Below are 24,041 nucleotides of genomic sequence, written 5' to 3'. Positions count from 1 at the left end.
GTCGCGGTTTGCGAGTGGCAGCCCGCCGGCCGACGCCAGGGGCAGGCCGTCGCGGTTGAGGAAGAGGTCGGGGCCGCCGCCGGTCTGGTACCACGCGCCGACCGTGTAGCTGCCGCGATAGGTGAAGGGCGGGAGCGTCGGGAAGGCGGCGGCCTCAACGATGGCCAGCGCACCGGCGGCACCGGTCGGGTCGAAGTTGAAGCCGTTCTCGAGGTCGCGCGGATTGACTTGGTAGACGCCGGCCATGAGGTAGCCGGTGTCGAGATTGCCGAGCCGCAGGCGGGCGGCATATTGCGAGACGGGCCAGTTGTACCAATAATTGCCGACAAGGTTGCCGGGCTGGTTTCCGCAGAACGTCAGGTTCTGGAACTCACAAGGAAAGCCGGCGAAGTCGGCGCTGACGGGCAGGCGGCCGAACTTGAGATCGACGAACTCGCCGAAGCGCTGGGTGTAGGAGAGCTGGGTTAGCCGCGGGAAGCGGCCGCGGCCGAAGATCTCCTCGGTCTGCTGGAGCACGTTAAGGTGCTGGTCCGCGGTGAGGCCGCGACCGAAGCGGTAGGTCAGGGCGAGGTTGAAGGTGCCGCCCGCGAGGCCGGCAAAGCGGTCCATGTCCACGGCGGCGCGCAGGGCGAGCTGTCCGGCGCCGCGCAGGGACTGGTAGGGGCCGCCCTGGATGTTGGTCGAGGTCTGGTAATCGAAGCTGCCGTCCGTGCGGATGCCGGCGCGGAAGAGGTCGTCGCGCAGGCCTCCGAAGTTGCCCAGCACGCCCCAGGTGGGCGCGGCGGCCTGCGTGTCGAGGCTGCCGGGCGGCGCCGGCCGGGACGAATCCGCCGTCGAGGGACGCGACGCGGTCGGGACGACGCCCGGAGATGCCTCCCCTCCCGCCGCGGGGGCGTGCCGGGATCGTGCGCGGGAACCATGCCCGGGCTCGGCCTGCGCGGCGCTCATCAGCGGCACGGCGGCGATTGACAGCGTGGCGAGAAGCCGTCTTTTTAGGGGCGACATAGACTTGAACACCCGCAGTTTGATTGGTGGATTCTCAGTAATAGCGCGATGAAAACGGAATTATTCCGCTCAATAAATTATATTTGCGAAGCATTGACCGTCTACTTCGCGCCGATCAACCCGCAGGCGGAAGGATTCGGAGCGAGGCGGCGCGGGGCAGGGCGCAGGTGACGGCCGAGACGAAGCGGAGGCTCTGGCCTCAACTTCTCCCGCTCGTGCGGCCGATCCCGCGGGTGTCGTTCTCTACCGGCTCCGCGCGCGAGCACGGCTCGCCCTGGAGGTACAGGGCGGTTCGCGAAACGTCCGCTCCCGACCTCATCCGCTGTGAGCGCGGCGGTGCAGCCGGCCTTTCGCGCGGGGCCATGCGTCGGGCGCCGCCCCTCACGGGACCGGGTGGGGCGCGCGCCCGACGGCGTTGAGGTTGAGGGCCTTGCGGGTGGCGGCGACGGCCTCGGTGGTGACCGGCGGCGCGGCGTTGCCCCAGCTGTTGCGGATGTAGGTCAGAGCCGCGGCGATCTGCTGGTCCGACAGGTTCCAGGCGAAGGACGGCATCGCCGCCCCCGTCGGATTCTCAGCCGTGATCGCGCCGCGTGCGCCCGCCAGCACGGTCCGGACGATGCCGGCGACCTCGTGCGACTGCACGGCGGTGTTGCCGGGGAAGCTCGGCGTCATGTGCCGGATTCCGGTTCCGTCGGAGGCGTGGCATGCCTTGCACTGAGCGTCGAAGACGCGCTTGCCCTGGGCCATGACCGGATCGGGGGCGGCGACGCGCCTCGCCTCGGTCGCGGGGCTCGGCGGCAGCGACTGGAGATAGTCGGCGACCGCGGCGAGATCGGCGTCGCTCAGATGCTGGGTCGAGTTCGTCACCGCCTCGGCCATCGGCCCCGAGGCGACCGCCATCCGGTTGCTGCCGATCTTGAGATACTGGACGATGTCGTCCTTCGACCAGTCGCCGATGCCGCCGGTCTTGCTCGTGGTGATGTCGGGGGCGTACCACGATTGCAGGACCTCGCCGTGATAGGCCTTGCTCGTCTTGTCGCCGCCGAGGACGTTCTTCGGCGTGTGGCAGGCGCCGCAATGGGCAAGCGCGTCGGAGAGATAGGCGCCGCGGTTCCAGGCGGCGGACCGGTCGGCCCTCGGCTGGAACCGCTTCTGCTCGAAGAACATCAGGTTCCACCCCATCAGCAGGGCGCGGATGTTGAAGGGAAACGGAAGCTGGTTGGTGACGACGGCGTTGCGGACCGGCGGCACGGTCTTCATGTAGAGCCACAGGTCGTGGACGTCGCGATCGGACATCTTGGTGTAGCTCGTGTACGGCATCGCCGGATACAGGTGCTGCCCCTCCTTCCCGAGCCCCTCGCGCAGGGCGCGGGTGAACTCCGCCTCGGTCCAGCGGCCGATGCCGGTCTCCGGGTCGGAGGTGATGTTGCTCGACAGCAGCGTGCCGAACGGGGTCTCCAGGGCGTAGCCGCCGGAGAACGGCTTCCCGCTCTTCGGATTGGTGTGGCAGGCCACGCAGTCGGCGGCCACCGCGATGTAGCGCCCGCGCTCGATGGCGGGGTCGGCCTCCGTCTTCGGCGCCTCCACCACCTTGGGCGCGTCGACGTCCTTCGTCTGGATCGGTGCCGGCTCGGACTGGGCCGAGGCGACGCTCCCGAGGGGAAGGCAGAGCGAGAGCGCTGCGGTGGCGAGGAGGGTGCGCAGGAGCAAGGTCACGGTCGTCACCTCAATTCGCCACCAGCGGACCGCGCTTGTCGAGATAAGTCTCGATGATCGCTTTCGCAGTCCAGAGGGTCAGGGCGCCGACCGTTCCGGTCGGGTTGTAGCCGGCGTTGTTGGGAAAGGACGACGCGCCGAGGACGAAGACGTTGTGAACGTCCCAGCTCTGCTGGAAACGGTTGAGCGCGCTGGTCTTCGGGTCGAGCCCCATCACCGCGCCGCCATTGGTGTGGTCGCTGGCGAGCTGGTAGGGCGAGGCGTGCTGGTTGGTCGCGTTCGTGCCGACGACGACCTTCGCTCCCATCTTCCGGCCGATCTCGACGCTCTTGTCCTCGATCAGCTTCGCCGAGCGGCGGTCGTTCTCGTTGTAGTCGTAGGTGAGCCGCAGGAGCGGGAGGCCGTGGATGTCCTTGTACTCGGGATCGAGGTCGAGATAGGCGTCCTTGTGCGCGAAGCTCGTGCCCTGGCCGAACAGGAACGTCCCGTTCTGGAAGCTGTGGGTGTAGGCCTTCTTCCACGCGCTGCCCCACCGGGGCGTTCCGGGCGGGAGGAAGTCGGCATTGCCGATCGGGCGGGCGCCGCGGGAGACGACGAGGATGCCGGCGCCGCCGATGAAGCCCATCCCGGTATGGTCGAAGTTGTCGCCGTTGAAGTCATCGACCTGGGCCGAGAGGGCGCCGGCGCCGATGAACTGGTTCAGGTACTCGTTCTCGAAGAAGATGTTGGCGCCGGACACGGTCTGGAAGCTGTAGGCCCGGCCGACGACGCCCTCGCCGGTCGCGTGATCGTAGGGCTTGCCGATCTTCGAGAGCAGCATCAGCCGCACGTTCTGCATCTGGAAGGCGGAGAAGACGACGATGTCCGCCGGCTGCTCCCAGGTCCGGTTGTCCTTGTCGACGTAGGTCACGCCGGTGGCGGTGGTCCCGTCCGGGGCGAGGTTGGCGCGCAGCACCGTCGATTCGGTCAGCACGCTGAAGTTCTTGCGCTGCATCAGCGCCGGGACGACGCAGTTGTTGGGCGTCGATTTCGACCAGTTGCCGCAGCCGTAATACAGACAGTAGCCGCAATAGGTGCAGGGCCCCATCCGGACGCCGAGCGGGTTGGTGTAGGCCCCCGAGGTCTGGCCCGCCGGAACCATGAAGGGATGGTAGCCGAGGCTGGCCGAGGCCTCGGTGAACAGGTCGGTCAGGCGGGTCGTCTTGAGGGGGGGCAGCGGATACTCGTCCGAGCGCGCCCCCTCGAAGATGTTGCCGCCGGGGATCTTCTCGCCCTTGAGGTTGCCGGCCTTGCCGGACACGCCGGCGATCTTCTCGAACCGGTCGTAGAATGGTTCGAGGTCGTCGTAGGTGACGCCCCAATCCTGCACGATCAGGCCGTCGAGGAGCTGCTCGGCGCCGTAGCGCGCGACGGTCATGCTGTAGGGCTGGAAGTCGAACGGCAGGAAGCGCCACGCCATGCCGGCCCAGTGGGTGCCCGACCCGCCGACATTGTAGCCCCACTCGTTGAAGTTCCAGTCCCGCGCGGGCAGCGCCTTCTGGGTCGGGTCGTTGCGGAAGGTGATGGTCTCGATCGCCGGCGGCAGCAGCATCGCCCGCCGGGTGTCCCAGCGCAGTTCGTCCATATCGACGGAGGGCGGGAAATCGACGGCCGTCTCGACCCAGGGGCCGCGCTCGATGGCGACGACATTGAGGCCGGCCCGGGTCAGCTCCTCGGCCATGAGCGAGCCGCACCAGCCGAGACCGACGATCACGGCATCGGCTTTTGGACGAACATTGGTCATCGGACGACAGCTTTCGGAACGATCAAGGGGCAGAAATCAAAGGGACTTGTCGATCATGCTGACCGGAACGAAGTCGAGCTTCTTTCCCTTCAAGTCGATGACATCGCGGAAATCGTACTGTGCTCCGGGAAATCCGAGCATCCGCCAGCTGACGAGATCCTTGTTGCCGCCGTAGAGCGGGTCGGCGAGGAAGCCTTCGCGGACGTTCTGCAGGATCTGCTCGAACATCTCCTTCGCATCGACCTCGCCGAGGTCGAGCGTTCCGGCCTCCATCGCCGAGAGGACTTTGTCCTGCTCGTCCGGGGGCAGGCTCGCGTAGCCCTTGCCGTGGGCCGCGCGGCAGTGGCGATCGAGGGCGGCGAGGCCGAGCCGGTAGCGGTCGGCCGGGGCGAGAGGGGATTGGATGCCCTGCTCGGCGGTTCCCTTGACGAAGCGGCCGAGGCGGTACTGCGTCGCCGCCCGGCCGTAGGGGCCGGCGAGTTCACGATCGATGAAGCGGACGCAGCCCGCCTCCCGGCCGCCGACGCTCAGGTCGTCCGCCGGGATGATCCGGTCGGCCATGGCGCCCACGGCCTCGGCTTCCGCAGGCGTGAAGAACACGAAGCGCTCCGACCCGGAATCGGGCAGCGGCGGAACGTTCGCCTGACCGGGCTCCCAGGGCATCTCGCCGCTGAGTTCCGCAGCCTGCGCGGTGGAGGCGTTGCCGGCAAGGGCCGCCATCGAGGCGAGTATCTGCCTTCTGTTCATATTCCCCCCGGCGCCGACACTTCGATCGACATGCGCTTGGTTTTGAGATCGTGACGCGCGACTGCCTATCGGCCGGCACCGCGGTGCGGCCCCATGCGAGCGACAAGTCGGGTCGCCACACAATTCTTGCGGACATGCGTGCGTGCAGCATTGGCAGCACGCTCGATGACTATCGAAATCTCACGCCGCGCTCGAATTGCTGATCTCTCGTTGAATTAGCATATCTATAAATCAAGCTTGCGCGGCGGTCTCTTTCCGAAACGGACACGGTGTCTCTCCGCGCCGGCAGAAATCCGAGGTCGGCGCATCGCTTCCCCCTCCCGCCCGGCAAGACAGCCTGGCCCTGTCGGCGAGAGACCGGCGCGGCGCCGGGCCGTTGACGGTCGAAGCGCCCTTGCGCGCGGCCCTTGAGCGCGGCGGCCGGTCACCTGCGGGCCTCGGGTGCCGCGCCTGCGAAGAGGATAGCCATGATCCGCGTCACGCGCCTGCATCACACGGCGATCGCCGCCCACGACCTCGACGCGATGCGACGCTTCTATACCGAGGTGATCGGCCTCGACGCGCATCCGACAAAGACCAACTGGCTGCGGGCCGGGAACGGCTTCGTCGTGCACCTGATGCCGTCGCCCGACGCGCCCGCCTCGGGCCGGATCGAGCAGCACTTCGCGCTGGAGGTCGAGAGCCTGCGCGAGACCGCGGCGGCGCTGCTGCGCCAGGGCGTGACGCCGTACATGGCAAGCCTCGAATACGAGACCCACGCCGTGACCGATGCCGGCGACCCGCTCGATTTCGGGATCGGCACGCTCTTCGTGGCCGATCCGGAGGGCAACACGATCGAGTTCGTCGAGCCGGATACGGGCATCTTCGCCGAAGTCCCGCTCGAAGCGCAGGATACGTAGCGGCCCGCCGCGCTCGTCCTCATCCGGACTCTCGCCGAGGACGCAAGAGTCCCTTGCCCCCGCGGCCAGCCACTATCGATTGTGCCTCCCGTTTGCCTCCCTATGCTGCCGCCGCATTTCACCCGTCGATCCGCGCTTGCCGTGCTTGCCGCCAGCGGAGTTCTGCCCCCCATGTCGATGACCACCGCACAGGCGGCGCGTGCCGCCTCCGCGCCGACGCCTGTCCTCACGCTCGCGGCGCAGTCCCGCTGGCTGTGCAACGGCGTCGCCGCCGCCCCGGACGGCACCCTGTTCCTCGGCCTGCCGCGCTTCCCCGACCACAGAGAGACCCCCTCGCTCGTCAGGGTCGAACAGGACGGGGCGCTGTCGCCGTTCCCCGGTGGCGCGTGGAACGCGTGGAGCCAGGGCGGCGACGGGCAATCGGCCTTCGTCATGGTGAACGCCGTCCACGTCTTCAACGACGGGACGCTGTGGGTCGTCGATCAGGGGGCCGTGGGCGAGCGTGCCGTGCCGGGCGGGCAGAAGATCGTCCGCCTCGATCCGCGCACCGGGACCGTGCTCGCGGTGCTCCGCTTCGGCGACGACATCCTGCCGGCCGGCGCGACGATGAACGACCTGCGCCTGCACGACCACATGCTCTACGTCACCGATTCCGGGCTCGGCGGCATCATCGTCCACGATCTGGCGGCGAACCGGACCCTGCGCCGCCTCTCCGGCCACCCGCTTCTGCGCAAGCCCGAGGGCGCGGCGCAGAAGGGGCAGGGCGGCCGCATCCTGGCCGATGCCGACGGCCGCCGGCCCGCGGTCGCCAGCGACATGATCGAACTCGATGCCGACGGGGCCTGGCTCTACTGGGCGACGCCGACCGGGCCGGTCCGCCGGATCGCGACGGCCCTGCTCACCGACGAGAGCCTGACCGATGCCGACCTCGCGTCGGCGATCCAGACCATCGCCGAGATCCCGACCATCGGCGGCACGGCGATGGACACGCTGGGCAACCTCTACCTGTCCGACGCCGAGAACCGCCGGATCGCCGTGCTGACGCCGCAGGGGCGGATGCTGACGCTGGTGCAGGACGACCGGCTGGCCTCGCCCGACGCCATCTGCATCGACGGGCAGCGCCGCCTGCTGGTCCCCGCCTCCCAGCTCGAGAACCTCGCCTCCGGCACCGGGGGCGACGACCGCACGCGGGCGCCCTGGCAGGTCCTCGCCCTGCAACTACCGCGGGAGCTGGCCGGCATCCGCCTCGGCGACGCGGTAACCGGCCGTTCGCCGCCGCGGGGCCTGTCCAACATCCACGGCATCGAGCACGTCGCGATGACGGTGCCGGACATGGAGGCGGCGATCCGCTTCCTCGAGGAGGCGTTCGGCGCGACGGTGCTCTACCGCCACCTCAAGCTGACGGACGCGCCGCTCACGGCCGCCGATGTCGGCCGGATCAACGGCCTGCCGGAGACCGCGACCATGCGCGGCGCCTGCCAGATGCGCCTCGGCGACGGGGCCAACATCGAGCTGTTCCAGCTCACGGGGATCGCCCGCACCGAGGCGGCGGGGATCAACGATATCGGGCTCAACCACTTCAGCATGTTCGTGGACGACATCGCCCTGGCGACGGAGCGGTTCGCGGCCGCGGGCGGGACGCTGCTCGAAGGCCCCAATGACCTCGGTCTCAGCGAGACCGGGGCGGGCAACCAGCTGTGGTTCGGCCGGATGCCGTGGGGCACCTGGGTCGAGTTCATGACCTTCCGCTCGCCGCTCCGCTACGATGCCGGCGCGACCCAGGAGCGCCGATTTCCGGCCCGCGGCTGATCCGGGTTCAGGTGCCGGCCGCCGCCGGCACCGACCGGCGCGAGATCGCACCGAGGGAGGCGGTGAGGTCGCGCGCGACCTTCCGGTCTCCCGGCACCCGGCGCCGGCTCAGGTCCGCCAGCAGCGCGTCGCGCGTGGAGAGAACCTCCAGGATCAGCGCGTCATGCTCGACCTCGAACCGCGCCTCCGTGGTGGAGAGGCTGATCCCCAGGAGGTCGCCCGGACCGGGGCCGGCCTGGAGCGTGAAGGCAATGCAGCAGCGGCCCTGGACCAGTTCGGAATGCTCGACCGCGTAGCCGCGCAGGCGGACCTCGGCGAGGTTGCGCAGGAGGGCGCCGGAATCGGTGATCGTGTTCCCGGTGAAGCGCCGGAGTTCGCCCCGCCCGTAGAGGGCGCGGATCTCCCCGTCGTCGAACCGGGCGAGCAGGGCCTTGCCCATGGCGGTGGCGTGGGCGGGCAGCCGCTTACCGACCCGCGAGACCGCGAGCACGGAGTAGCGCCCCTCCTCGCGCATCACGTAGAGCACGTCCTCGCCCTCGATCGTCGCCACGCTCGCGGTCTCACCGGTCCGCTGCGCCAGGGCGCGCAGGGCGGAGCGGACGCTCTCCTCGAACGGGACGTTGCTCTGGTAGGCGCCGCCGATCTCCGCCGCGGCCGAGCCGAGACGGTAGTGCAGGCTCCCCGAAATCCCGGGCGCGGCCTCCTCGACGACGAAGCCGCGGGTGCCGAGGGTCTTGAGGGTGCGGTAGAGCAGCGAGCGCGAATAGGTCGTCCGCTCGATCAGCGCCGCCAGCGTCATCGGGCCGTCCGCCCGCGCGAGGGCGAGCAGGAGGTCGGCGGCGCAGGCGGCGGCCGGGGCGCTATACTTGAGCTTCTCGTCGGACTGCATCGGCAACTCCCCGTCGTCGAGGATCGACCTCGCCGAGACGGCGCCTCACGTCAACGCCTTGGCCGCCCGGATCGCCTGCCGCCCGCCCTGGGCGATGAAGGCGGAATCGGAGCCGATCCCGACGAAGGCGAAGCCCATCTGGACGTAGCGCGCGGCGCTGGCCGCGTCGCCCGCGAGCACGCCGGCGCCGATGCCGGCACTGCGGCAGGCGGAGACCACGCGGCGCAGGGCGGCGGCGAAGTCGGGCGCGTCGAGGGAGGGCGTGGTGCCGAGGGCTGCGGCGAGGTCGCGCGGCCCGACGAAGAGGACATCGACGCCGGGCGTGCGGGCGATGCGCTCCACGTCCGACAGGGCCGGCTGCGTCTCGATCTGCACGATCGCCACCACGGCGTCGTTGGCACGGCCGAGATAGTCGGGATCGAGGCCGAAGGCGGCGGCGGAGTGGTAGGTCGCGACGCCGCGGTCGCCCTGCGGCGGGTAGCGCAGGTGGCTGACGAATGCCGCCGCCTCCTCGGCGCTGTCGAGCCGGGGCGCCATCACCGCCTCGACGCCGAGGTCGAGCACGCGGCCGCAGCGGATGCGCGTCGGCGTCTCGACGCGCACCGCCGTGCCGACGCCGTGGCGTTTGGCGACGGCGATCTGGCCGATCAGGTCGCGCTCGTTGCCCGCCCCGTGTTCGAGGTCGAACAGCAGCCAGTCGAAGCCCGCCAGCGCGCAGACCTCCGCCGCGACCGTCGAACCGAGGCCGACGAAGGTGCCGTAGGTCGTGCCCGATCGGACCAGTTCCCCGAACGGCATCGGCTTGGTGCCCACCATCTTCCGCGTCTCCATTAATTCATATCTGAACTGCGTGTTTTCGATATGAAGCACCCTGACATCGAGAATGCAATATCGATCCGCCAACGAATCAGGGGTTGCACTGTTGATCCGGTTGTTTTAGCAGTCTTACTCAGAAACGCTAGTTCAAATATGAACAGCCAGTCACTCCGTCGAACGGAGTGCGGGAGGAGACATGACACCGGAGCATCTGTGCGAACGGGACGTTGAGCGCCGTCGTCGCGACGACGCCCGAGAGCGTGTTTCTGCTCTCGGGCCATCTCACGTGGCTGGGCGAGCGGATGCGCGGCTGGATGGGCGGCCCCGCGGGCGACGCCGCCTTCCAGGCCGGATACGCCGTCCTCACCCGGGACGGTCGCGTCGGGCTGGCGGCGCGTGCGGTCACCCGGATGGCGGCCGAGGCGGCGGCGCCGGACAGCCTCGTGCTGTACGGCCGGGCCTGCCCGGCCGCCGACGCCGACGCCGCGCTGTCCCTGTTGCTGGCCGAGATGGGCCTCGCCGGCCGCACCATCGGTGTGGAATGGGACGGGGCCGGCCGCGGCCTCGCCCGAAGCCTGGAGCCGGTGGCGACCCGGGACGCCTCGCTCTGGCTGCGCAGCCTGCGCGCGGTGAAGACCGAAGCGGCGCTCCGGACGATGCGGGAGGCCGCGACCGCCACCGAGGCGGCGATGGAAGCCGTCTTCGCCGCCTGGACCGCCGACGCCGATCCGCGGGCGCTGCGGACCGTGTTCCGCGTCGCCCTGGCGGAGCGGGACTGCGACTTCGACCACCTGGTCTTCGGAGCGCCCGGCGGCGGCGTGTGCGACGCCGCGAGGCCGCCGGAACCCGTCACGGCCCTCTTCTTCGATGCCGGTGCCCGCTGTGGCCGCTACTACTCGGATACCGGCACGACGCTGACGCGGGCCGGCTTCACGGCCGCCGACCGCGAGCGTCACGCCGGCGCGCTCGCCGCGCTGGCGGCGGCCGAGCGCGCCCTGCGGCCGGGCCGGCCCGCTTCCTCGGCCTGGGCGGCGATGCAGGACGAGGCGCGGCGGATCCCGGGCCTCGTCGCGCAGGGGCACGGCCTCGGCCTCGGCATCCGCGAATGGCCGCTGCTCGGGCCGCCGAGCGACGCCGTGCTGAGCGACGGCCTCGGCACCTACCCGGTCGATGCCGTGCTCGCCCCCGGCATGGTGGTGAACCTCGAAGCCGGCGGGCACTTCGCCGACGGCACCTCCGTGCAGGTCGAGAAGAGCTTCGTCGTCGGCGCCGACGCCGCCGTCCCGCTGGCCGCGCAGCCGCGCGACGCCCCGATCCGCCTCCCGGCCTGATCCCCCATCCGAACCGATCCCCACCCAGAGGAAAGGCAATCCGCCCATGACCCGACAGAAGACCATCCGGCTGACGACCGCCCAGGCGATCCTGCGCTACTTCGCGGCCCAGCACACCCGGTGCGACGGACGCGAACGGCCGCTCATCGGCGGCGTGTTCGGCATCTTCGGCCACGGCAACGCCAGCGGCTTCGGCCACGCCCTCGCGACCGGCGCGGGCGGGCTGACCTACCATCAGGGCAAGAGCGAGCAGGCGATGGTCCATGCGGCGATCGGCTATGCCCGCGCCCACAACCTCGCCTCGACCCTGGCGGTGACGGCCTCGATCGGGCCGGCCGCCACCAACCTCGTCACCGGCGCCGGCACCGCCACGCTCAACCGCGTGCCCGTGCTGCTCCTGCCGGGCGACGTCTTCGCCAGCCGCCGTCAGGGCCCGATCCTGCAGGGGCTGGAGATGGCGGGCAGCTACGACATGACCGTCAACGACACCCTGCGCCCGGTCAGCCGCTTCTTCGACCGGATCACGCGGCCCGAGCAGATCATCCATTCCCTGCCGCACGCCACCGCCGCGCTGCTCGACCACGGCCAGGCCGGCGCCGTGACCGTGGCGGTCTGCCAGGATGTCGAGGGCGAGGCGTTCGACTTCCCCCTGGCGTTGTTCGAGCGGCGCGTCCACGACCTCGAGCGGCTCGCGCCCTCCGAGACCGCCCTGGCGGCCGCCGCCGAACGGGTGCGGGCCGCGCGCAAGCCCCTCATCATCGCGGGCGGCGGCGTCCGCTATTCCGAGGCGGAGGCGAGCCTCGCCGCCCTGTCCGACGCCTGCGGCATCCCGGTGGTCGAGAGCTTCGCCGGCCGCGGCGCCGGCCGGGAGGCGCGCCTCAACGCGGGCGGCGTCGGCTTCATCGGATCGCCGGCCGCCAACGAACTCGCGACCGAGGCCGACCTCGTGCTCGCCGTCGGCACCCGCCTGTCGGACACGCTCACCGGCTCGCACACGCTGTTCCAGAACCCCGATGTGAACTTCGTGACGCTGAACCTCGCCGAGCGCGACCTGCGCAAGATGGGCGCACTGGCGCTGCGGGCCGATGCAAGGGCCGGGCTCGACGGGCTCGCGGCGGCCCTGGAGGGCCATACCGCCCCGGCCGAATGGCGCGACCGCGCCGACCGGGCGATCCTGCGCCATGTCGCGCGGGTCGGCGAGATCGTCGGGACCGAGAATCCCCGCATGACCGGCTACGAGGCGGTCGCCGAGATCAAGGACGCCGCCCGCCGCGAAGACCGCGTGGTGTTCTCCTCCTCGACGGCGATCGGGCAGGCCCACACCATCTGGGACAGCCGCAGCGATGCCCCGGTCGACATGGAATACGGCTTCAGCTGCATGGGCTACGAGATCCCGGCCGCCCTCGGCGCGGCGATGGCCGGCACAGTGAAGGGCCGCATCCTCGCGCTCATCGGCGACGGCACCTTCCTGATGGGCAACACCACCGAGATCGTCACGGCGATCCAGGAGGGCCTCGCCTTCACGATCGTGGTGGTGGTCAACCGGGGCTGGCAGTGCATCCGCGGCCACCAGCTCGGCTCCTACGGCGAGGAGTTCGGCACGCAGTTCCGCCGCCGCGAGGGGGACGCCCGCAACCTGACCGGCGAGACGCTCGCGATCGACTACGTCGCCAACGCCCGCTCGCTGGGCGCCGACGGCCTCGACGTGCACAGCCGCGCCGAGTTGCGGGACGCCCTGGAGCAGGCACGCCGCTCCGACCGGCCCTTCCTGATCGCGGCGCATGTCGAGGACGCACCGCTGCCGATCGAGAACGGCGCGTGGTGGGAGTTCGGCATTCCGCAGGCGGATGCGCCCGAGGGCCTGCGCGAGACCCGCGCCGCCTTCGAGGCGGCCGCCGCGAAGCACCGGTGGTTCGTCTGAGGGAGGGGATCATGAAGGGTACGACGATCACGCGCGTCTCGACGCTGCGCAGCGCCCTGCAGCCGAACCTGCTGTGGGTGGAGATCGAGGATGCCGACGGCGTCGTCGGCCTCGGCGAGACCTTCTCGCTGGCCGAGACCGTGGAATCCTACATCCACGAGGGCGCGGCCGACTACCTGCTCGGCAAGGATGCGGGCGACATCGCCGGACACTGGACGACGCTGTTCCGCCAGCGCGGCCGCTCCGGCATCGGCGCCGAGACCCGGGGTGCGGCCGCCATCGACATCGCCCTGTGGGACCTGCTCGGCCACCGCACGGGCCTGCCGCTGTGGCAGCTCCTCGGCGGCCGCTCGCGGGAGCGGATCCGCGTCTACAACACCTGCGGCGGCCCGAACTACGTGCGGGCCGCGGCGGTGGCCGGGCGGCAATATACCGGCGACTTCGTGCGCGACCCCTACGACGACCTCTGGGGCTTCATGAACGAGCCCGAGCGGCTCGCCGAGAGCCTGCTCGCCGAGGGTGTGCGCCACATGAAGATCTGGCCGCTCGACGACATCTCGGTGGTGAACCAGGGGCTGCACATCTCCGCGTCGGAGCTGCGCACGGCGCTCGCGCCCCTCGCCCGCATCCACAAGGCCTTCGAGGGCGAGATGGAGGTCGCCCTCGAGATGCACGCACGCTGGACCGTGCCGGTGGCGAGCAAGATCGCCCGGGCCGCCGAGCAGTACCAGCCGATGTGGATCGAGGACCCGGTCAAGCTCGACAACCTGCGCGCCATCGACGAGGTCTGCCGCGCGACGACGATCCCGGTCCTCGTCGGCGAGACCCAGGGCTCGCGCTACCCCTACCGCGAGATCCTCGAACGCACGGGGGTCGGCATCATCATGTCCGACCCGTGCTGGACCGGCGGCGTCACCGAGCTGCGGCGCATCGCCGACCTCGCGGCCACCTACCAGCGCGCGTTCACGCCCCACGACTGCACCGGCCCGATCGGGCTCGCCGCCGGCGCGCACGTCGCCCTGCACGCCGAGACCGCGATCTTCCAGGAATTCGTCCGCGCCTTCTATCACGGCTGGTACCGCGAGGTGAGCGAGGGCCTGCCGCTGATCGAGAACGGCTGGCTCACCGCGGCCGACCGGCCCGGCCACGGCGTCACGATCCCCGAAGAGGTCCGCAAGCGCCCCGAATGGTCGGCGCGCACGAGCCGGAAGGGAGCCTGACCATGGCGAGCCCCACTCCTGCGAGCGGCCTGCGCGAGGGCCTGAGCTACGCGCCGCCGCACCGCCCGTCGGACCGGCTCGCGGGCGAGACGGCCGTGATCACCGGCGCCGGCAGCGGCGTCGGGGCGGAGACGGCCCGCATCCTCCACGCCGAGGGTGCCCACGTCGTCCTGAACGGCCTCACCGCCGGCCGCCTCGAAGCGCTCGCCGCCGAACTCGGCCCCCGCACCACCGTCCTGCCCGGGGACGTCACCGACCTCGCCTACCTGGAGCGCCTCGCCGAGGAGGCGCAGGCCGTCGGCGGGGGCCGCGTCGGCGTCCTCGTCAACAATGCCGGCGCCACGATCCGCGGCTCCCTGGCGGAGACCACCCCCGACAACTTCATGTCGACGGTGGAACTCAACCTGAACGGGGCGGTGCAGCTCACCCGCCTCCTGGCGCCGGCCATGTGCGAGGCGCGGCAGGGATCGATCGTCAACATGGCGTCGATCACCTCGCTGAAGGGGTTGGGCGGTGCCGTCGCCTACACCGCCTCCAAGGCGGGCATGACGGGGGTCACGCGGGCGCTGGCCGTGGAGCTGGCCCCGTTCAACGTCCGCGTCAACGCGGTCTGTCCCGGCGTGATCGATACGCCGATGACCTGGGAGCACGCCGAGGCGCAGCCCGATCCGGCCGCCCACTACGCGATGCTCCGGGCCCGCCAGCCGATGAACCGGCTCGCCTCCGCCCGCGACTGCGCCCTGGCGGTGCTGTTCCTGGCGAGCCCGGACTCGGCCTTCATCACCGGAGCCGCGCTCCCGGTGGATGGCGGGCGCCACGCTGCCTGACTTCATGTCGACGGTGGAACTCAACCTGAACGGGGCGGTGCAGCTCACCCGCCTCCTGGCGCCGGCCATGTGCGAGGCGCGGCAGGGATCGATCGTCAACATGGCGTCGATCACCTCGCTGAAGGGGTTGGGCGGTGCCGTCGCCTACACCGCCTCCAAGGCGGGCATGACGGGGGTCACGCGGGCGCTGGCCGTGGAGCTGGCCCCGTTCAACGTCCGCGTCAACGCGGTCTGTCCCGGCGTGATCGATACGCCGATGACCTGGGAGCACGCCGAGGCGCAGCCCGATCCGGCCGCCCACTACGCGATGCTCCGGGCCCGCCAGCCGATGAACCGGCTCGCCTCCGCCCGCGACTGCGCCCTGGCGGTGCTGTTCCTGGCGAGCCCGGACTCGGCCTTCATCACCGGAGCCGCGCTCCCGGTGGATGGCGGGCGCCACGCTGCCTGAGGACGCCGCCTGAGAACGCGGCCTCCGGCCACCGCCCGAGGCCGCCGACCTCGGGCCGCCGACCTCGGGCCGCGACGACAAGCCGACAAAAACCACACCGGGGAGGAACGAGCACATGTCCCATGGAACCATGGCGCCGGACACGGTCGCCCTCGATCTGCCGGAACTCGGCAAGGGTCGTCACACCGCCCGCCTCAGCCTGATCGGCGTGATCGCCACCTTCGGCGGGTTGCTGTTCGGCTACGACACCGGCGTGCTGAACGGGGCGTTGTCCTACATCGCCGACTATTTCGGCCTGTCGCCGCTCCAAGAGGGGTTCGTCACCTTCAGCCTGCTGATCGGCGCGACCCTCGGCGCCCTGGCCGGCGGGCGGATCTCGGACCGGATCGGGCGGCGGGTCACCATCACAGGCCTCGGCGCCCTGTTCTTCGTCGGCGCGCTCGGCTGCGTCCTGGCGCCGACCTACGACATCCTCATCGTCTTCCGCGTCGTGCTCGGCCTCGCGGTCGGCGGCGCGTCGGTCACGGTGCCGGTCTACCTCTCCGAGGTCGCCCCGGCGGAGCAGCGCGGCAGCATGATCGGCCGCAACGACATCATGATCGTGTCCGGCCAGTTCCTGGCCTTCCTGTTCAACGCCGTCATCGGCAACGTGCTGGGCGGCAACGAGCACGTCTGGCGCATCATGCTCGCCGTCGCGCTCCTGCCCGCCGTCGTCCTGTTCCTCGGGATGCGCCGGATGCCCGAGAGCCCGCGCTGGCTGATGGCGCAGGGCCGCTCCCCCGAAGCCCTGGACGTGCTGCGCACGATCCGCTCCGAGGCCCGCGCCCAGGCCGAGATGGAAGAGGTGCGCGTCCTCGCGCGGCTCGACGCGGTCAAGCGCTCGACCAGCTGGCGCGACCTCGTGGCGGAGCCCTGGCTGGTGCGCCTGCTCTTCGTCGGCATGGGGCTGGCCGCGCTCGCGCAGCTCACCGGCATCAACTCGGTGATGTATTACGGGACGCAAGTCCTTGAGCAGGCCGGCTTCACCCGGAACACGGCCCTGATCTTCAACGTGCTGAACGGCCTGATCAGCATCGTGGCGATGCTCGTCGGCGTGATGGTGGTCAACCGCGTCGGACGCCGCTCGATGCTGATCCTCGGCTTCGGCTGCGCGACGGCGCTGCACGTCTTCATCGGCGTGATCGGCATCGTCGTGCCGCTCGACAACCCGGCCCGGCCCTACCTCCTGACCGTCGGCATGTTCGGCTTCCTCGCGATCGTGCAGGGGACCATCCAGCTCGTGAGCTGGATCATGATGTCGGAGATCTTCCCGCTGCGGGTGCGCGGGCTGATGATCGGCGCGAGCGTCGCGGTTCTGTGGCTCACCAACGCGCTGATCTCGCTCGCCTTCCTGCCCGTCGTGCAGACCCTCGACTTCGCGACCTTCTTCCTGTTCGGCGGCTGCTGCCTGTTCGGGGTGGTCTTCACGGCGCGCTGGCTGCCGGAGACGCGGGATCGGAGCCTGGAATCGATCGAGGCGGAGCTGTCCGCGGGAGGCGCCCGTGTCTGAGCGTATCCGCTTCGGGGTCAGCCCCATCGCCTGGATCAACGACGACCTGCCCGAACTCGGGGCCGGGACACCGCTGGAGCGGATGTTCCACGAGGCCGCCGCGATCGGCTACGACGGGATCGAACTGGGCGGCGCCTTCCCCCGCGAGCCCGCGGCACTCTCGGCCCTCCTGGCTCCGTCCGGGCTGGCCCTGGCCGCGGGCTGGTACGCCAGCAGCCTGCTCACCGTCGATGCCGAGGCGGAGATCGAGGCGCTCCAGCCGCATCTTCGGCTGCTGAGGGCGATGGGATGCGACGTCTTCATCGCCGCCGAATGCTCCACCTCCATCCACGGCCTGCGCCGCGTGCCCCTGGCCCACCGGCCGGTGCTGGACTGGGCGGGCTGGCGCCGCTTCGGCCGGGAGCTGACGCACCTGTCCGAGTACCTGGCCCGCGAGGGCTTCCGGCTGGCCTACCACCACCATCTCGGCACCGCGGTCCAGAGCGTGACCGACCTGAGCGCGATGCTCGCCCACACCCCGAGCCATGTCGGCCTCGTGCTCGATACCGGCCACGCGGTGTTGGGCGGGATCGATCCGGTCGCGCTGATCCGCGAACATCCGGAACGGATCGCCCATGTCCACTGCAAGGATGTGCGCCCACCGGCCTTCGCCGCCGTCGAGGCCGCGGGAGGCAGCTTCCTCGACGGCGTCCTGGCGGGGATGTTCACGGTGCCGGGGGACGGCAGCCTCGCCTTCGGCCCTGTGCTCCGCGCACTCGCCGACATCAAGTATCGCGGCTGGCTGATCGTCGAGGCGGAGCAGGATCCCCAGATCGCCGATCCGCGCATCTACGGTCGGATCGGGCTGGAGACCGTGCGTCGGGAGGCGATCGGTGCGGGCCTGACGACATGGACGGGGTCGCTCGCCCGCGCAGCGGTCGGAGCGCCTTCGCCCCGCAACGCCCCATCGCAATCGCCCGCAGCGACGCTGTTCCCGCTCGCGGAGCTGGCCCTGTCCGGGCTCGCATAGAGCGCATTTCGACGAAGTGGAAGCCGGTTCGCCGAAAGAATGCGCATCAAATCAGAGGCCTAGAGCATCATCCCGAAAGGTGGTTTCCGGCTTTCGGAAAAAGATGATGTAAAAACAAAAGCCGAGCGCATCGTGCTGGATCCGATATCCAGCACGATGCGCGAGAGACGCCGACCTGATGCAATCAGGTCGGGTACGGCTCTAGCACCTTCCAGGATGCGCACGCGGTCGGGCAGCCCGGCGGCGGCGAAGTCGTGCAGGATGCCGATGCCGGTCCCCGCCCGCACCGCCTCCCGTTGCCCGACCGCGCCGGCGCCGACTTCGTCATGCCGACGATGCGGTGAGGACGGTGATTGCCCGATCTCGTCGGATCTCGTCCGCGACGTTTCGTGGGCGAGGCCGGGCGCGGGGCGCAACGCTCTTTAACCGAAGAAGGCCGGTTCCGGTCAGCGCCGCACCGCAACGGCCCGGCGATCCAGCAGGTACGACACCGCCCAGATGGCGAAGCCCGAGAGGGCGAGGCCCATGCCGACCACGCCCGTCGTCGGCAGGCCGTATCCGGCCGCCAGCGCGAGGCCGGCCAGCCACGGTCCGAGGGCGTTGGCGGTGTTGAAGGCCGAATGGTTCAGGGCCGCCGCCATCGTCTGCGCATCCTCGGCCACGTCCATCAGCCGAGCCTGGAGCAGGCTCGACAGGCCGCCGCCGGAGCCGATCAGGAACACCGCCGCCACCATGGTCCAGACGTTCCCGGTCGCGAGGGGATAGAGGGCGAGCGCGCCGGCGCCCCACAGCAGGGTGAGGCCGATCGCCGGCATCAGGGCCCGGTCGCCGGCCCAGGCGCAGACGAAGGTTCCGGCGGTCAGGCCGAGGCCGAACACCGCGAGCACCGCGGGGATCACCACGGGAGAGGCGTGCGTGACCTCGAGCAGGGTCGAGGCGAGATAGGTGTAGACCGAGAACAGGCCGCCGAAACCGATGGCGCCGGTCATCAGGGTGAGCCAGACCTGCCCCCGCTTCAGGGCACCGAGTTCGCGCAGGGCGCTGGCACCCTGGACGGGCCGGCCGAGGGGAGCGAAGAGCTGGACCAGGATCGCCGTGAGGGTGGCGAGCGCCGCCACGAGGGCGAAGCTCCAGCGCCAGCCGACGACCTGCCCGATGCCGTTGGCGAGCGGCACGCCGACGATGGTGGCCACCGACAGGCCGAGGATCACCCGCGAGACCGCCTGCGTCCGGCGCTCCCGCGGCACGAGCGAGGCGGCGACCAGAGAGGCCACGCCGAAATAGGCCCCGTGCGGCAGCCCGGCAATGAAGCGGAAGGCCAGCATCCAGCCGTAATCCGGCGCGAGCGCCGAGAGGGCGTTGCCGACGGCGAACAGCAGCATGAGGCCGACGAGCAGGGTCCGGCGGGCGAAGCGCGCGGCCAGGACGGCGATCAGGGGGGCGCCGACCACCACGCCCAAAGCGTAGGCGCTAATGACGTGTCCGGCCGTCGGCGCATCGATGCCGAGTTCGGGAGCAAAGGCCGGCAGCAGGCTCATCGCGGCGAATTCCGTGGTGCCGATGGCGAAGCCCCCGACCGCGAGCGCGAGCAGGACGAGAGTCGGGTGGCGCCCCGGCGCGGCGCGCACCGGACGTATCTCCTCGGCGGCCTCGGGATCCGTGGGGCGGTTCTCGGTCGGTTCGGTCAGGGTCATGGTGGATCGCTTGCAAGCGCCAAGCCTCGTCGCGACCGGCGGCGCCGGTCCGGGCCAAGCGGGGGGTGACGAAACGGGAGCGGCCGGGCCGGACCGGGCGTCGGTCACGCCCGGCCCGGCCCGGCCTCGGTTCTTTCGGTACGGCTTCGGCCCGCCGCGCCTTCAGTTCAGCGGAGACTTGTCCTTGCCCCGGCCGGGGTTGGACGCGTCAACGAGATCGGGCGGAGCCTGTGCCGGCAATTGCTGGAGCTGTCCCGAGAGGTTGATGCGCTTCGTGCGCGCGAACGGCTCGAGCCGCACCGGGCCGCCGCTCTCCAGAGCCTTCAGGATCCCCTCGATCACCCGCAGGTCGGCGTAGCCCTCCTCGGCATCGGGCTCGGGGTCGGTGCCGTTCAGGATGCAATCCGAGAAGTACTTCAGCTCGCCGCCGAAATGGTCGGTGTTCTTGAAGCTGTCGTGGTGCTTCTCGTCGCCGATGGTCACCGTCCGCTCCAGCGGCTTGCCGTACATGTAGGCCGGATTGACCTCGACGCTGCCCTTGGTGCCGACGACCGCGTAGGTGTCGAGCACGCTGCCGTAATAGGACAGCACGAACTGCGCGAGGCGATTGCCGGGGAAGCGCAGGGTGACCGCGACGGTGTCGTCGAAGTCGCCGAACCCGGCCTCAGGGTGGCGCACGCCGACGGCCGAGACCACCTCGGTCGGCTCGTCGCCGAACACGTAGCGGGCGGCGTTGATCGTATACGGGCCCATGTCGAAGATCGGGCCGGCCTCGACGCCGCTCTTCGCCCGATGGTTCTCGGGCGAGACCATCTGCGTGAAGGTCGAGGTGAAGGTGAGGAGTTCACCGAGCGCGCCGGAGCGGATCAGGCCGATGGTGGCGAGCGTCGCCGGCTCGAAATGCAGCCGGTAGGCGACCATCAGCTTGGCCGACGAGGCGGCCTGCACCGCCATGATCTCCCGGCATTTTTCGCTCGAGATCTCGAGCGGCTTCTCCACCAGCACGTGGATGCCGGCCTTGAGGGCGGGAATCGCGAACTCGGCGTGGCGCCAGTTCGGGGTGGCGAGGTAGATCGCGTCGATGGTCCCCGAGGCCAGCAGCGTGCCGAACTCATCGTAGCCGTAGGTGTCGGTGACGCCGTATTGCTCACCGACCCGGCGCGCCTTCTCGGGATTGCCGGTGACGAGGGCGGTGACCTCCGAATTGCCGGTGTGGCGGACCCCGGGCAGCATCCGCCTCCTGGGTGATGTCGCCCAGGCCGACGAAGGCGTAGCGGACGGTCTTGCCCTGGACGGGGCGGGGGAAGGTCGTGCCGGTCATGAAGAACTTTATCCGTGGGCGGGACGGGCTGACGAAGGGTCAGGACATGCCGGGCGGCCGCGATGCGGCCACGCCTTCCGTCAGCGCATGAATCGAAAACAGACCGGGTGGCGATCCGCTCCCCCTCGATCCGGCAAGGCTGATTGCGCCCATAGGCAAGAATGGCGGGATTCGACCGTTCCCGGCCGCAGCAGAGCGATTTCGCTGACGATCAAATATGAATCTAAGGCACGGGTCCTCGCAATCTCTTGATAGTGCGAGAACCGGCGCTCTAAGAGCCCGTCCGATAACGTCCGGCAGGGGTTGAGTGGCCGGAATGGCGGTGATTCCAGAAGGGTGCTGAAGCCTCATCTGGACGTGCCATGTGGACCCCGACCACTCGCCGGCAGCATAACCGTGCGCGCCTTCGATACGAAACCGACCTGACGGATACGGAATGGGCGGTGATCGCGCCCATGATGCCAGAGCCCGCCTCGCGTGGTCGTCCGCCTGTCTGGACGATGCGGGAGGTCCTGAACGCGATCTTCTACGTGCTGCGCGGCGGCATCGCATGGCGGTTGATCCCAAAGGATCTCCCTCCGCGCAGCACGACGTTCGGCTACTTCAGCCGCTGGCGGGACGAGGGATTGTTCGGGCGGATCAACCACGCCCTGGTCATGGCCGACCGGGAGCGGGCCGGTCGCGAGGCCTCGCCGACGGCGGCCGTGCTCGACAGCCAGAGCGTGAAGACCACCGAGAGCGGCGGCCCGCGCGGCTACGACGCTGGAAAGAAGGTCAAGGGCCGCAAGCGTCAGGCCCTGGTCGACACGGACGGGCGCGCCCTCGTGCTCGATCCGCAGACCGCCGACATTCAGGATCGCGATGGGGCTGGACCGGTGCTGCGCCTGTCGCGGCGGACCTTCCCGTTCATCGTCAGAGCTTTCGCCGATGCAGGCTATGCCGGCGACAGACCCGCGACCGCCACCGTCATCACCATCGACATCGTGCGCAAACCGAAGGATCAGGTCGGCTTCGCCGTGCATCCACGCCGATGGGTGGTGGAACGCTTCTTCGGATGGATCAGCCGCAACCGACGCCTCTGGAAGGACCCGGAAGCGACCCTCGCCTCGGCCCAGGCCTTCCTCTACGCCGCCGCCGTCATGATCCTCGTCCGAAGGCTCGGGCGAGCATCATGACTTATCGGACGGACTCTAAGATCATCGGGGCTGATGGTCTCATCAAGCTCGTTCAATGGCATGTCTGAGGCGATAGAGCATCGTCCCGAAAGGTGGTTGCCGGCTTCCGGAACAGATGATGCGAAAACAAGAGCCTAAAGCGTCGTCCTAAATCAGGTATCCAGGACGATGCTTTAGACATGACGACTATGCCGCGAGAACGCCCCATGGCACGCATCCCCCGGGCAGCCCTCGCAACGCTGCGGACATCGCGTGCTCGGCCATCGCGCCAAAGACCCGTGCTCGCTCGACCCGAGCGCCGTCCGTGCGCCGAAGGGTCTGTCGTAGGGGACACCACGGCCGAACGTTGCCGCGGCCTGCCCCGCCCGCAATGGCTCGCGGAGTTCCGCCACGTTCTCCCGTCTGCTCGAAACCCGGCTTGGGCTCGCATCCGACGGAGCGTGCCTTCGAGCATCATCCCGAAAGGTGGCTGCCGACTTTCGGAAAAGGATGATGCAAAAACAACAGGATAGAGCATCGTCTTGGATCCTATATCCAGGACGATGCTCTATCGCTCAGGCGAGAGAGCCCGAACTCCTCGGGCTCGACGAAATGACGTCCGTGGGCCGTCACACGCCCCTGGCGTAGCGGGCCAGGGCGAAATCTGCGGCCGGGATCGGCGGGGCGCTGCCCGAGACCACGTCGGCGAGCACGCGGCCGGAGCCGCAGGCCATGGTCCAGCCCAAGGTACCGTGACCGGTATTGGTGAAGAGGTTGGCGAACCGTGTCGGACCAACGATCGGCGTGCCGTCCGGTGTCATCGGTCGCAGGCCCGTCCAGAACGTGCCCGCCGTCGGATCGCCACCCCCCGGGAACAGATCGCGGACCGAGCGCTCGAGGGTCGCCCGGCGAGGTCCCCGCAGGGTGTGGCTGAAGCCCGCGAGTTCGGCTGTGCCGCCAACCCGGATGCGGTCGCCTAGGCGCGTGATCCCGACCTTGAAGGTCTCATCCATTACCGTCGAGACGGGAGCCCCCTCGGGGTCCATGACGGGCAGCGTCAGGGAGTAGCCCTTCACCGGATAGACCGGGAGGTCGATCCCGAGGGGCCGCAGCAGTATCGGCGTGTAGCTGCCCATGGCGGCGACGTAGGCGTCGGCGGTGAGCACGTCGCCCGTAGCGGTGACGATCCCCGTGACGGCCTCGTCGGCGTCGCGCAGGCCGGCGATGGCCGTGCCGTAGCGGAAGGTGACGCCGAGCTTCTCGCAGAGTGCGGCGAGGGAGGTCGTGAAGAGGTAGGCGTCCCCGGTCTCGTCGGCGGGCAGCCGCAGGCCTCCGACGATGGTTGCGCCAACCCTCGCCAGAGCCGGTTCGGCCTGGATGCAGCCGGCGACATCGAGAACCTCGTAGGGGACCCCGTAGGCGTCGAGCACCGCCGTGTCATTGCCGACCTGATCGAGCTGCTTGGCCGTACGGAAAATCTGGAGCGTGCCCTTCTCGCGGTGGTCGTAGGCGATGCCGGTCTCGGCCCTGAGTTCGCGCAAGGCATCGCGGCTGAACTCGGCGAGGCGGACCATCCGGCCCTTGTTGCGGGCGTAGGCCTCCTCCGTGCAGTTCGCCAGCATCCGCGCGAGCCAGCCGTAGAGCCGCGGCTCCACCCGGGGCCACATCACCAGGGGGCGATGCCGCATCATCAGCCATTTCAGCGCCTTCACCGGGATGCCGGGCGCGGCCCAGGGCGCCGAGTAGCCCGGGGAGACTTGGCCCGCATTGGCGAAGCTGGTCTCCAGGCCGGCACCGGGCTGGCGATCCAGAACCGTCACCTGATGGCCGGCGCGGGCGAGGTAATAGGCCGAGGTGACGCCGACGACGCCGCCTCCGAGGATCATGACGTGCATGGATGATG

20 protein-coding genes are annotated in these 24,041 nt (G+C 69.9%); 10 read left to right on the top strand and 10 right to left on the bottom strand.

The genetic code is table 11. The features are described from left to right. The 4 genes from M2437_RS00880 to M2437_RS00865 all read right to left on the bottom strand — a co-directional run. Positions 1-1,005 (bottom strand): carbohydrate porin (locus tag M2437_RS00880; protein ID WP_499006343.1); only part of this gene is annotated, 1,005 nt, incomplete at its 3' end. A 381-nt stretch (positions 1,006-1,386) separates the two neighbouring features. Beyond that, on the bottom strand, positions 1,387-2,721 hold the full coding sequence (locus tag M2437_RS00875; RefSeq protein ID WP_060772202.1) for a c-type cytochrome: 1,335 nt from the start codon (positions 2,719-2,721) through the stop codon (positions 1,387-1,389). 10 nt (positions 2,722-2,731) lie between these two features. After that, positions 2,732-4,504, bottom strand: coding sequence for a GMC family oxidoreductase (locus M2437_RS00870; RefSeq protein ID WP_135300051.1), 1,773 nt, complete (start codon positions 4,502-4,504; stop codon positions 2,732-2,734). 36 nt (positions 4,505-4,540) lie between these two features. After that, positions 4,541-5,224 (bottom strand): gluconate 2-dehydrogenase subunit 3 family protein, encoded by a 684-nt coding sequence (locus M2437_RS00865; RefSeq protein ID WP_245517680.1) that lies wholly within the window; start codon positions 5,222-5,224, stop codon positions 4,541-4,543. A 494-nt stretch (positions 5,225-5,718) separates the two neighbouring features. Here M2437_RS00865 and M2437_RS00860 point away from each other — a divergent pair, with 494 nt between their 5' ends. Together M2437_RS00860 and M2437_RS00855 are read left to right on the top strand one after the other, a co-directional pair. Further along, complete coding sequence (locus tag M2437_RS00860) at positions 5,719-6,150, top strand: VOC family protein (RefSeq protein ID WP_060769334.1); 432 nt, start codon at positions 5,719-5,721, stop codon at positions 6,148-6,150. 171 nt (positions 6,151-6,321) lie between these two features. Further along, entirely contained in the window at positions 6,322-7,959 is a 1,638-nt protein-coding gene (locus M2437_RS00855; protein ID WP_083530805.1) for an L-dopachrome tautomerase-related protein, read from the top strand. A gap of 7 nt (positions 7,960-7,966) precedes the next feature. On the opposite strand, the gene M2437_RS00850 is transcribed toward M2437_RS00855, so the two are convergent. Together M2437_RS00850 and M2437_RS00845 are read right to left on the bottom strand one after the other, a co-directional pair. Further along, positions 7,967-8,848: an IclR family transcriptional regulator gene (locus M2437_RS00850; protein WP_135300050.1), complete on the bottom strand. Its 882-nt coding sequence runs from the start codon at positions 8,846-8,848 to the stop codon at positions 7,967-7,969. A gap of 45 nt (positions 8,849-8,893) precedes the next feature. Next, entirely contained in the window at positions 8,894-9,664 is a 771-nt protein-coding gene (locus M2437_RS00845) for an HpcH/HpaI aldolase family protein (protein ID WP_253374251.1), read from the bottom strand. A 227-nt stretch (positions 9,665-9,891) separates the two neighbouring features. Here M2437_RS00845 and M2437_RS00840 point away from each other — a divergent pair, with 227 nt between their 5' ends. The 7 genes from M2437_RS00840 to iolE all read left to right on the top strand — a co-directional run bounded on the left by M2437_RS00840 (position 9,892) and on the right by iolE (position 17,969). Continuing rightward, complete coding sequence (locus tag M2437_RS00840; protein WP_499006337.1) at positions 9,892-10,995, top strand: M24 family metallopeptidase; 1,104 nt, start codon at positions 9,892-9,894, stop codon at positions 10,993-10,995. A gap of 46 nt (positions 10,996-11,041) precedes the next feature. Next, positions 11,042-12,916 (top strand): thiamine pyrophosphate-dependent enzyme, encoded by a 1,875-nt coding sequence (locus M2437_RS00835; RefSeq protein ID WP_253386690.1) that lies wholly within the window; start codon positions 11,042-11,044, stop codon positions 12,914-12,916. Positions 12,917-12,927: 11 nt separating this feature from the next. Continuing rightward, positions 12,928-14,136 (top strand): mandelate racemase/muconate lactonizing enzyme family protein, encoded by a 1,209-nt coding sequence (locus tag M2437_RS00830; protein WP_135300048.1) that lies wholly within the window; start codon positions 12,928-12,930, stop codon positions 14,134-14,136. 2 nt (positions 14,137-14,138) lie between these two features. Further along, positions 14,139-14,963, top strand: coding sequence for an SDR family NAD(P)-dependent oxidoreductase (locus M2437_RS00825; RefSeq protein ID WP_193763289.1), 825 nt, complete (start codon positions 14,139-14,141; stop codon positions 14,961-14,963). Beyond that, positions 14,941-15,411, top strand: coding sequence for an SDR family NAD(P)-dependent oxidoreductase (locus tag M2437_RS00820; protein ID WP_253386691.1), 471 nt, complete (start codon positions 14,941-14,943; stop codon positions 15,409-15,411). The genes M2437_RS00825 and M2437_RS00820 overlap by 23 nt, the downstream gene beginning before the upstream one ends. Before the next feature lie 115 nt (positions 15,412-15,526). After that, entirely contained in the window at positions 15,527-16,960 is a 1,434-nt protein-coding gene (locus M2437_RS00815) for a sugar porter family MFS transporter (RefSeq protein WP_060769328.1), read from the top strand. Then, positions 16,953-17,969, top strand: a complete 1,017-nt coding sequence (gene iolE, locus M2437_RS00810) for a myo-inosose-2 dehydratase (protein ID WP_060769327.1) — start codon at positions 16,953-16,955, stop codon at positions 17,967-17,969. Before M2437_RS00815 ends, iolE begins: the two co-directional genes overlap by 8 nt. A gap of 59 nt (positions 17,970-18,028) precedes the next feature. Here the strand turns inward: iolE and M2437_RS00805 are convergent, their stop codons facing one another. From M2437_RS00805 to M2437_RS00795, 3 genes are all read right to left on the bottom strand, one after another. Then, on the bottom strand, positions 18,029-18,385 hold the full coding sequence (locus tag M2437_RS00805; protein ID WP_083530804.1) for a hypothetical protein: 357 nt from the start codon (positions 18,383-18,385) through the stop codon (positions 18,029-18,031). A gap of 30 nt (positions 18,386-18,415) precedes the next feature. Continuing rightward, on the bottom strand, positions 18,416-19,663 hold the full coding sequence (locus tag M2437_RS00800; protein ID WP_083530803.1) for an MFS transporter: 1,248 nt from the start codon (positions 19,661-19,663) through the stop codon (positions 18,416-18,418). A gap of 162 nt (positions 19,664-19,825) precedes the next feature. Then, entirely contained in the window at positions 19,826-20,896 is a 1,071-nt protein-coding gene (locus tag M2437_RS00795; RefSeq protein WP_499006330.1) for a Gfo/Idh/MocA family protein, read from the bottom strand. A gap of 450 nt (positions 20,897-21,346) precedes the next feature. Here M2437_RS00795 and M2437_RS00790 point away from each other — a divergent pair, with 450 nt between their 5' ends. Next, the gene (locus M2437_RS00790) at positions 21,347-22,159 is read left to right on the top strand and encodes an IS5 family transposase (RefSeq protein WP_060768287.1); all 813 of its coding nucleotides are present in this window, start codon (positions 21,347-21,349) and stop codon (positions 22,157-22,159) included. 608 nt (positions 22,160-22,767) lie between these two features. On the opposite strand, the gene M2437_RS00785 is transcribed toward M2437_RS00790, so the two are convergent. Continuing rightward, positions 22,768-24,033: a D-amino acid dehydrogenase gene (locus M2437_RS00785; protein WP_209688059.1), complete on the bottom strand. Its 1,266-nt coding sequence runs from the start codon at positions 24,031-24,033 to the stop codon at positions 22,768-22,770. Positions 24,034-24,041: the final 8 nt, after the last annotated feature.

This window comes from Methylorubrum pseudosasae, from assembly GCF_029504475.1.
GTDB classification, from domain to species: Bacteria; Pseudomonadota; Alphaproteobacteria; order Rhizobiales; family Beijerinckiaceae; genus Methylobacterium; species Methylobacterium extorquens.
This window is presented reverse-complemented; position numbering and strand designations above follow the sequence as displayed.

What these genes read in the sequence shown, in the direction of transcription:
- M2437_RS00785 (WP_209688059.1), bottom strand. Translation starts at nt 24,033, where the DNA reads ATGCACGTCATGATCCTCGGAGGCGGCGTCGTCGGCGTCACCTCGGCC.
- M2437_RS00835 (WP_253386690.1), top strand. Translation starts at nt 11,042, where the DNA reads ATGACCCGACAGAAGACCATCCGGCTGACGACCGCCCAGGCGATCCTG.
- M2437_RS00850 (WP_135300050.1), bottom strand. Translation starts at nt 8,848, where the DNA reads ATGCAGTCCGACGAGAAGCTCAAGTATAGCGCCCCGGCCGCCGCCTGC.
- M2437_RS00865 (WP_245517680.1), bottom strand. Translation starts at nt 5,224, where the DNA reads ATGGCGGCCCTTGCCGGCAACGCCTCCACCGCGCAGGCTGCGGAACTC.
- M2437_RS00830 (WP_135300048.1), top strand. Translation starts at nt 12,928, where the DNA reads ATGAAGGGTACGACGATCACGCGCGTCTCGACGCTGCGCAGCGCCCTG.
- M2437_RS00800 (WP_083530803.1), bottom strand. Translation starts at nt 19,663, where the DNA reads ATGACCCTGACCGAACCGACCGAGAACCGCCCCACGGATCCCGAGGCC.
- M2437_RS00855 (WP_083530805.1), top strand. Translation starts at nt 6,322, where the DNA reads ATGTCGATGACCACCGCACAGGCGGCGCGTGCCGCCTCCGCGCCGACG.
- M2437_RS00790 (WP_060768287.1), top strand. Translation starts at nt 21,347, where the DNA reads ATGTGGACCCCGACCACTCGCCGGCAGCATAACCGTGCGCGCCTTCGA.
- M2437_RS00845 (WP_253374251.1), bottom strand. Translation starts at nt 9,664, where the DNA reads ATGGTGGGCACCAAGCCGATGCCGTTCGGGGAACTGGTCCGATCGGGC.
- M2437_RS00860 (WP_060769334.1), top strand. Translation starts at nt 5,719, where the DNA reads ATGATCCGCGTCACGCGCCTGCATCACACGGCGATCGCCGCCCACGAC.
- M2437_RS00815 (WP_060769328.1), top strand. Translation starts at nt 15,527, where the DNA reads ATGTCCCATGGAACCATGGCGCCGGACACGGTCGCCCTCGATCTGCCG.
- M2437_RS00870 (WP_135300051.1), bottom strand. Translation starts at nt 4,504, where the DNA reads ATGACCAATGTTCGTCCAAAAGCCGATGCCGTGATCGTCGGTCTCGGC.
- M2437_RS00825 (WP_193763289.1), top strand. Translation starts at nt 14,139, where the DNA reads ATGGCGAGCCCCACTCCTGCGAGCGGCCTGCGCGAGGGCCTGAGCTAC.
- M2437_RS00820 (WP_253386691.1), top strand. Translation starts at nt 14,941, where the DNA reads ATGGCGGGCGCCACGCTGCCTGACTTCATGTCGACGGTGGAACTCAAC.
- M2437_RS00795 (WP_499006330.1), bottom strand. Translation starts at nt 20,896, where the DNA reads ATGCTGCCCGGGGTCCGCCACACCGGCAATTCGGAGGTCACCGCCCTC.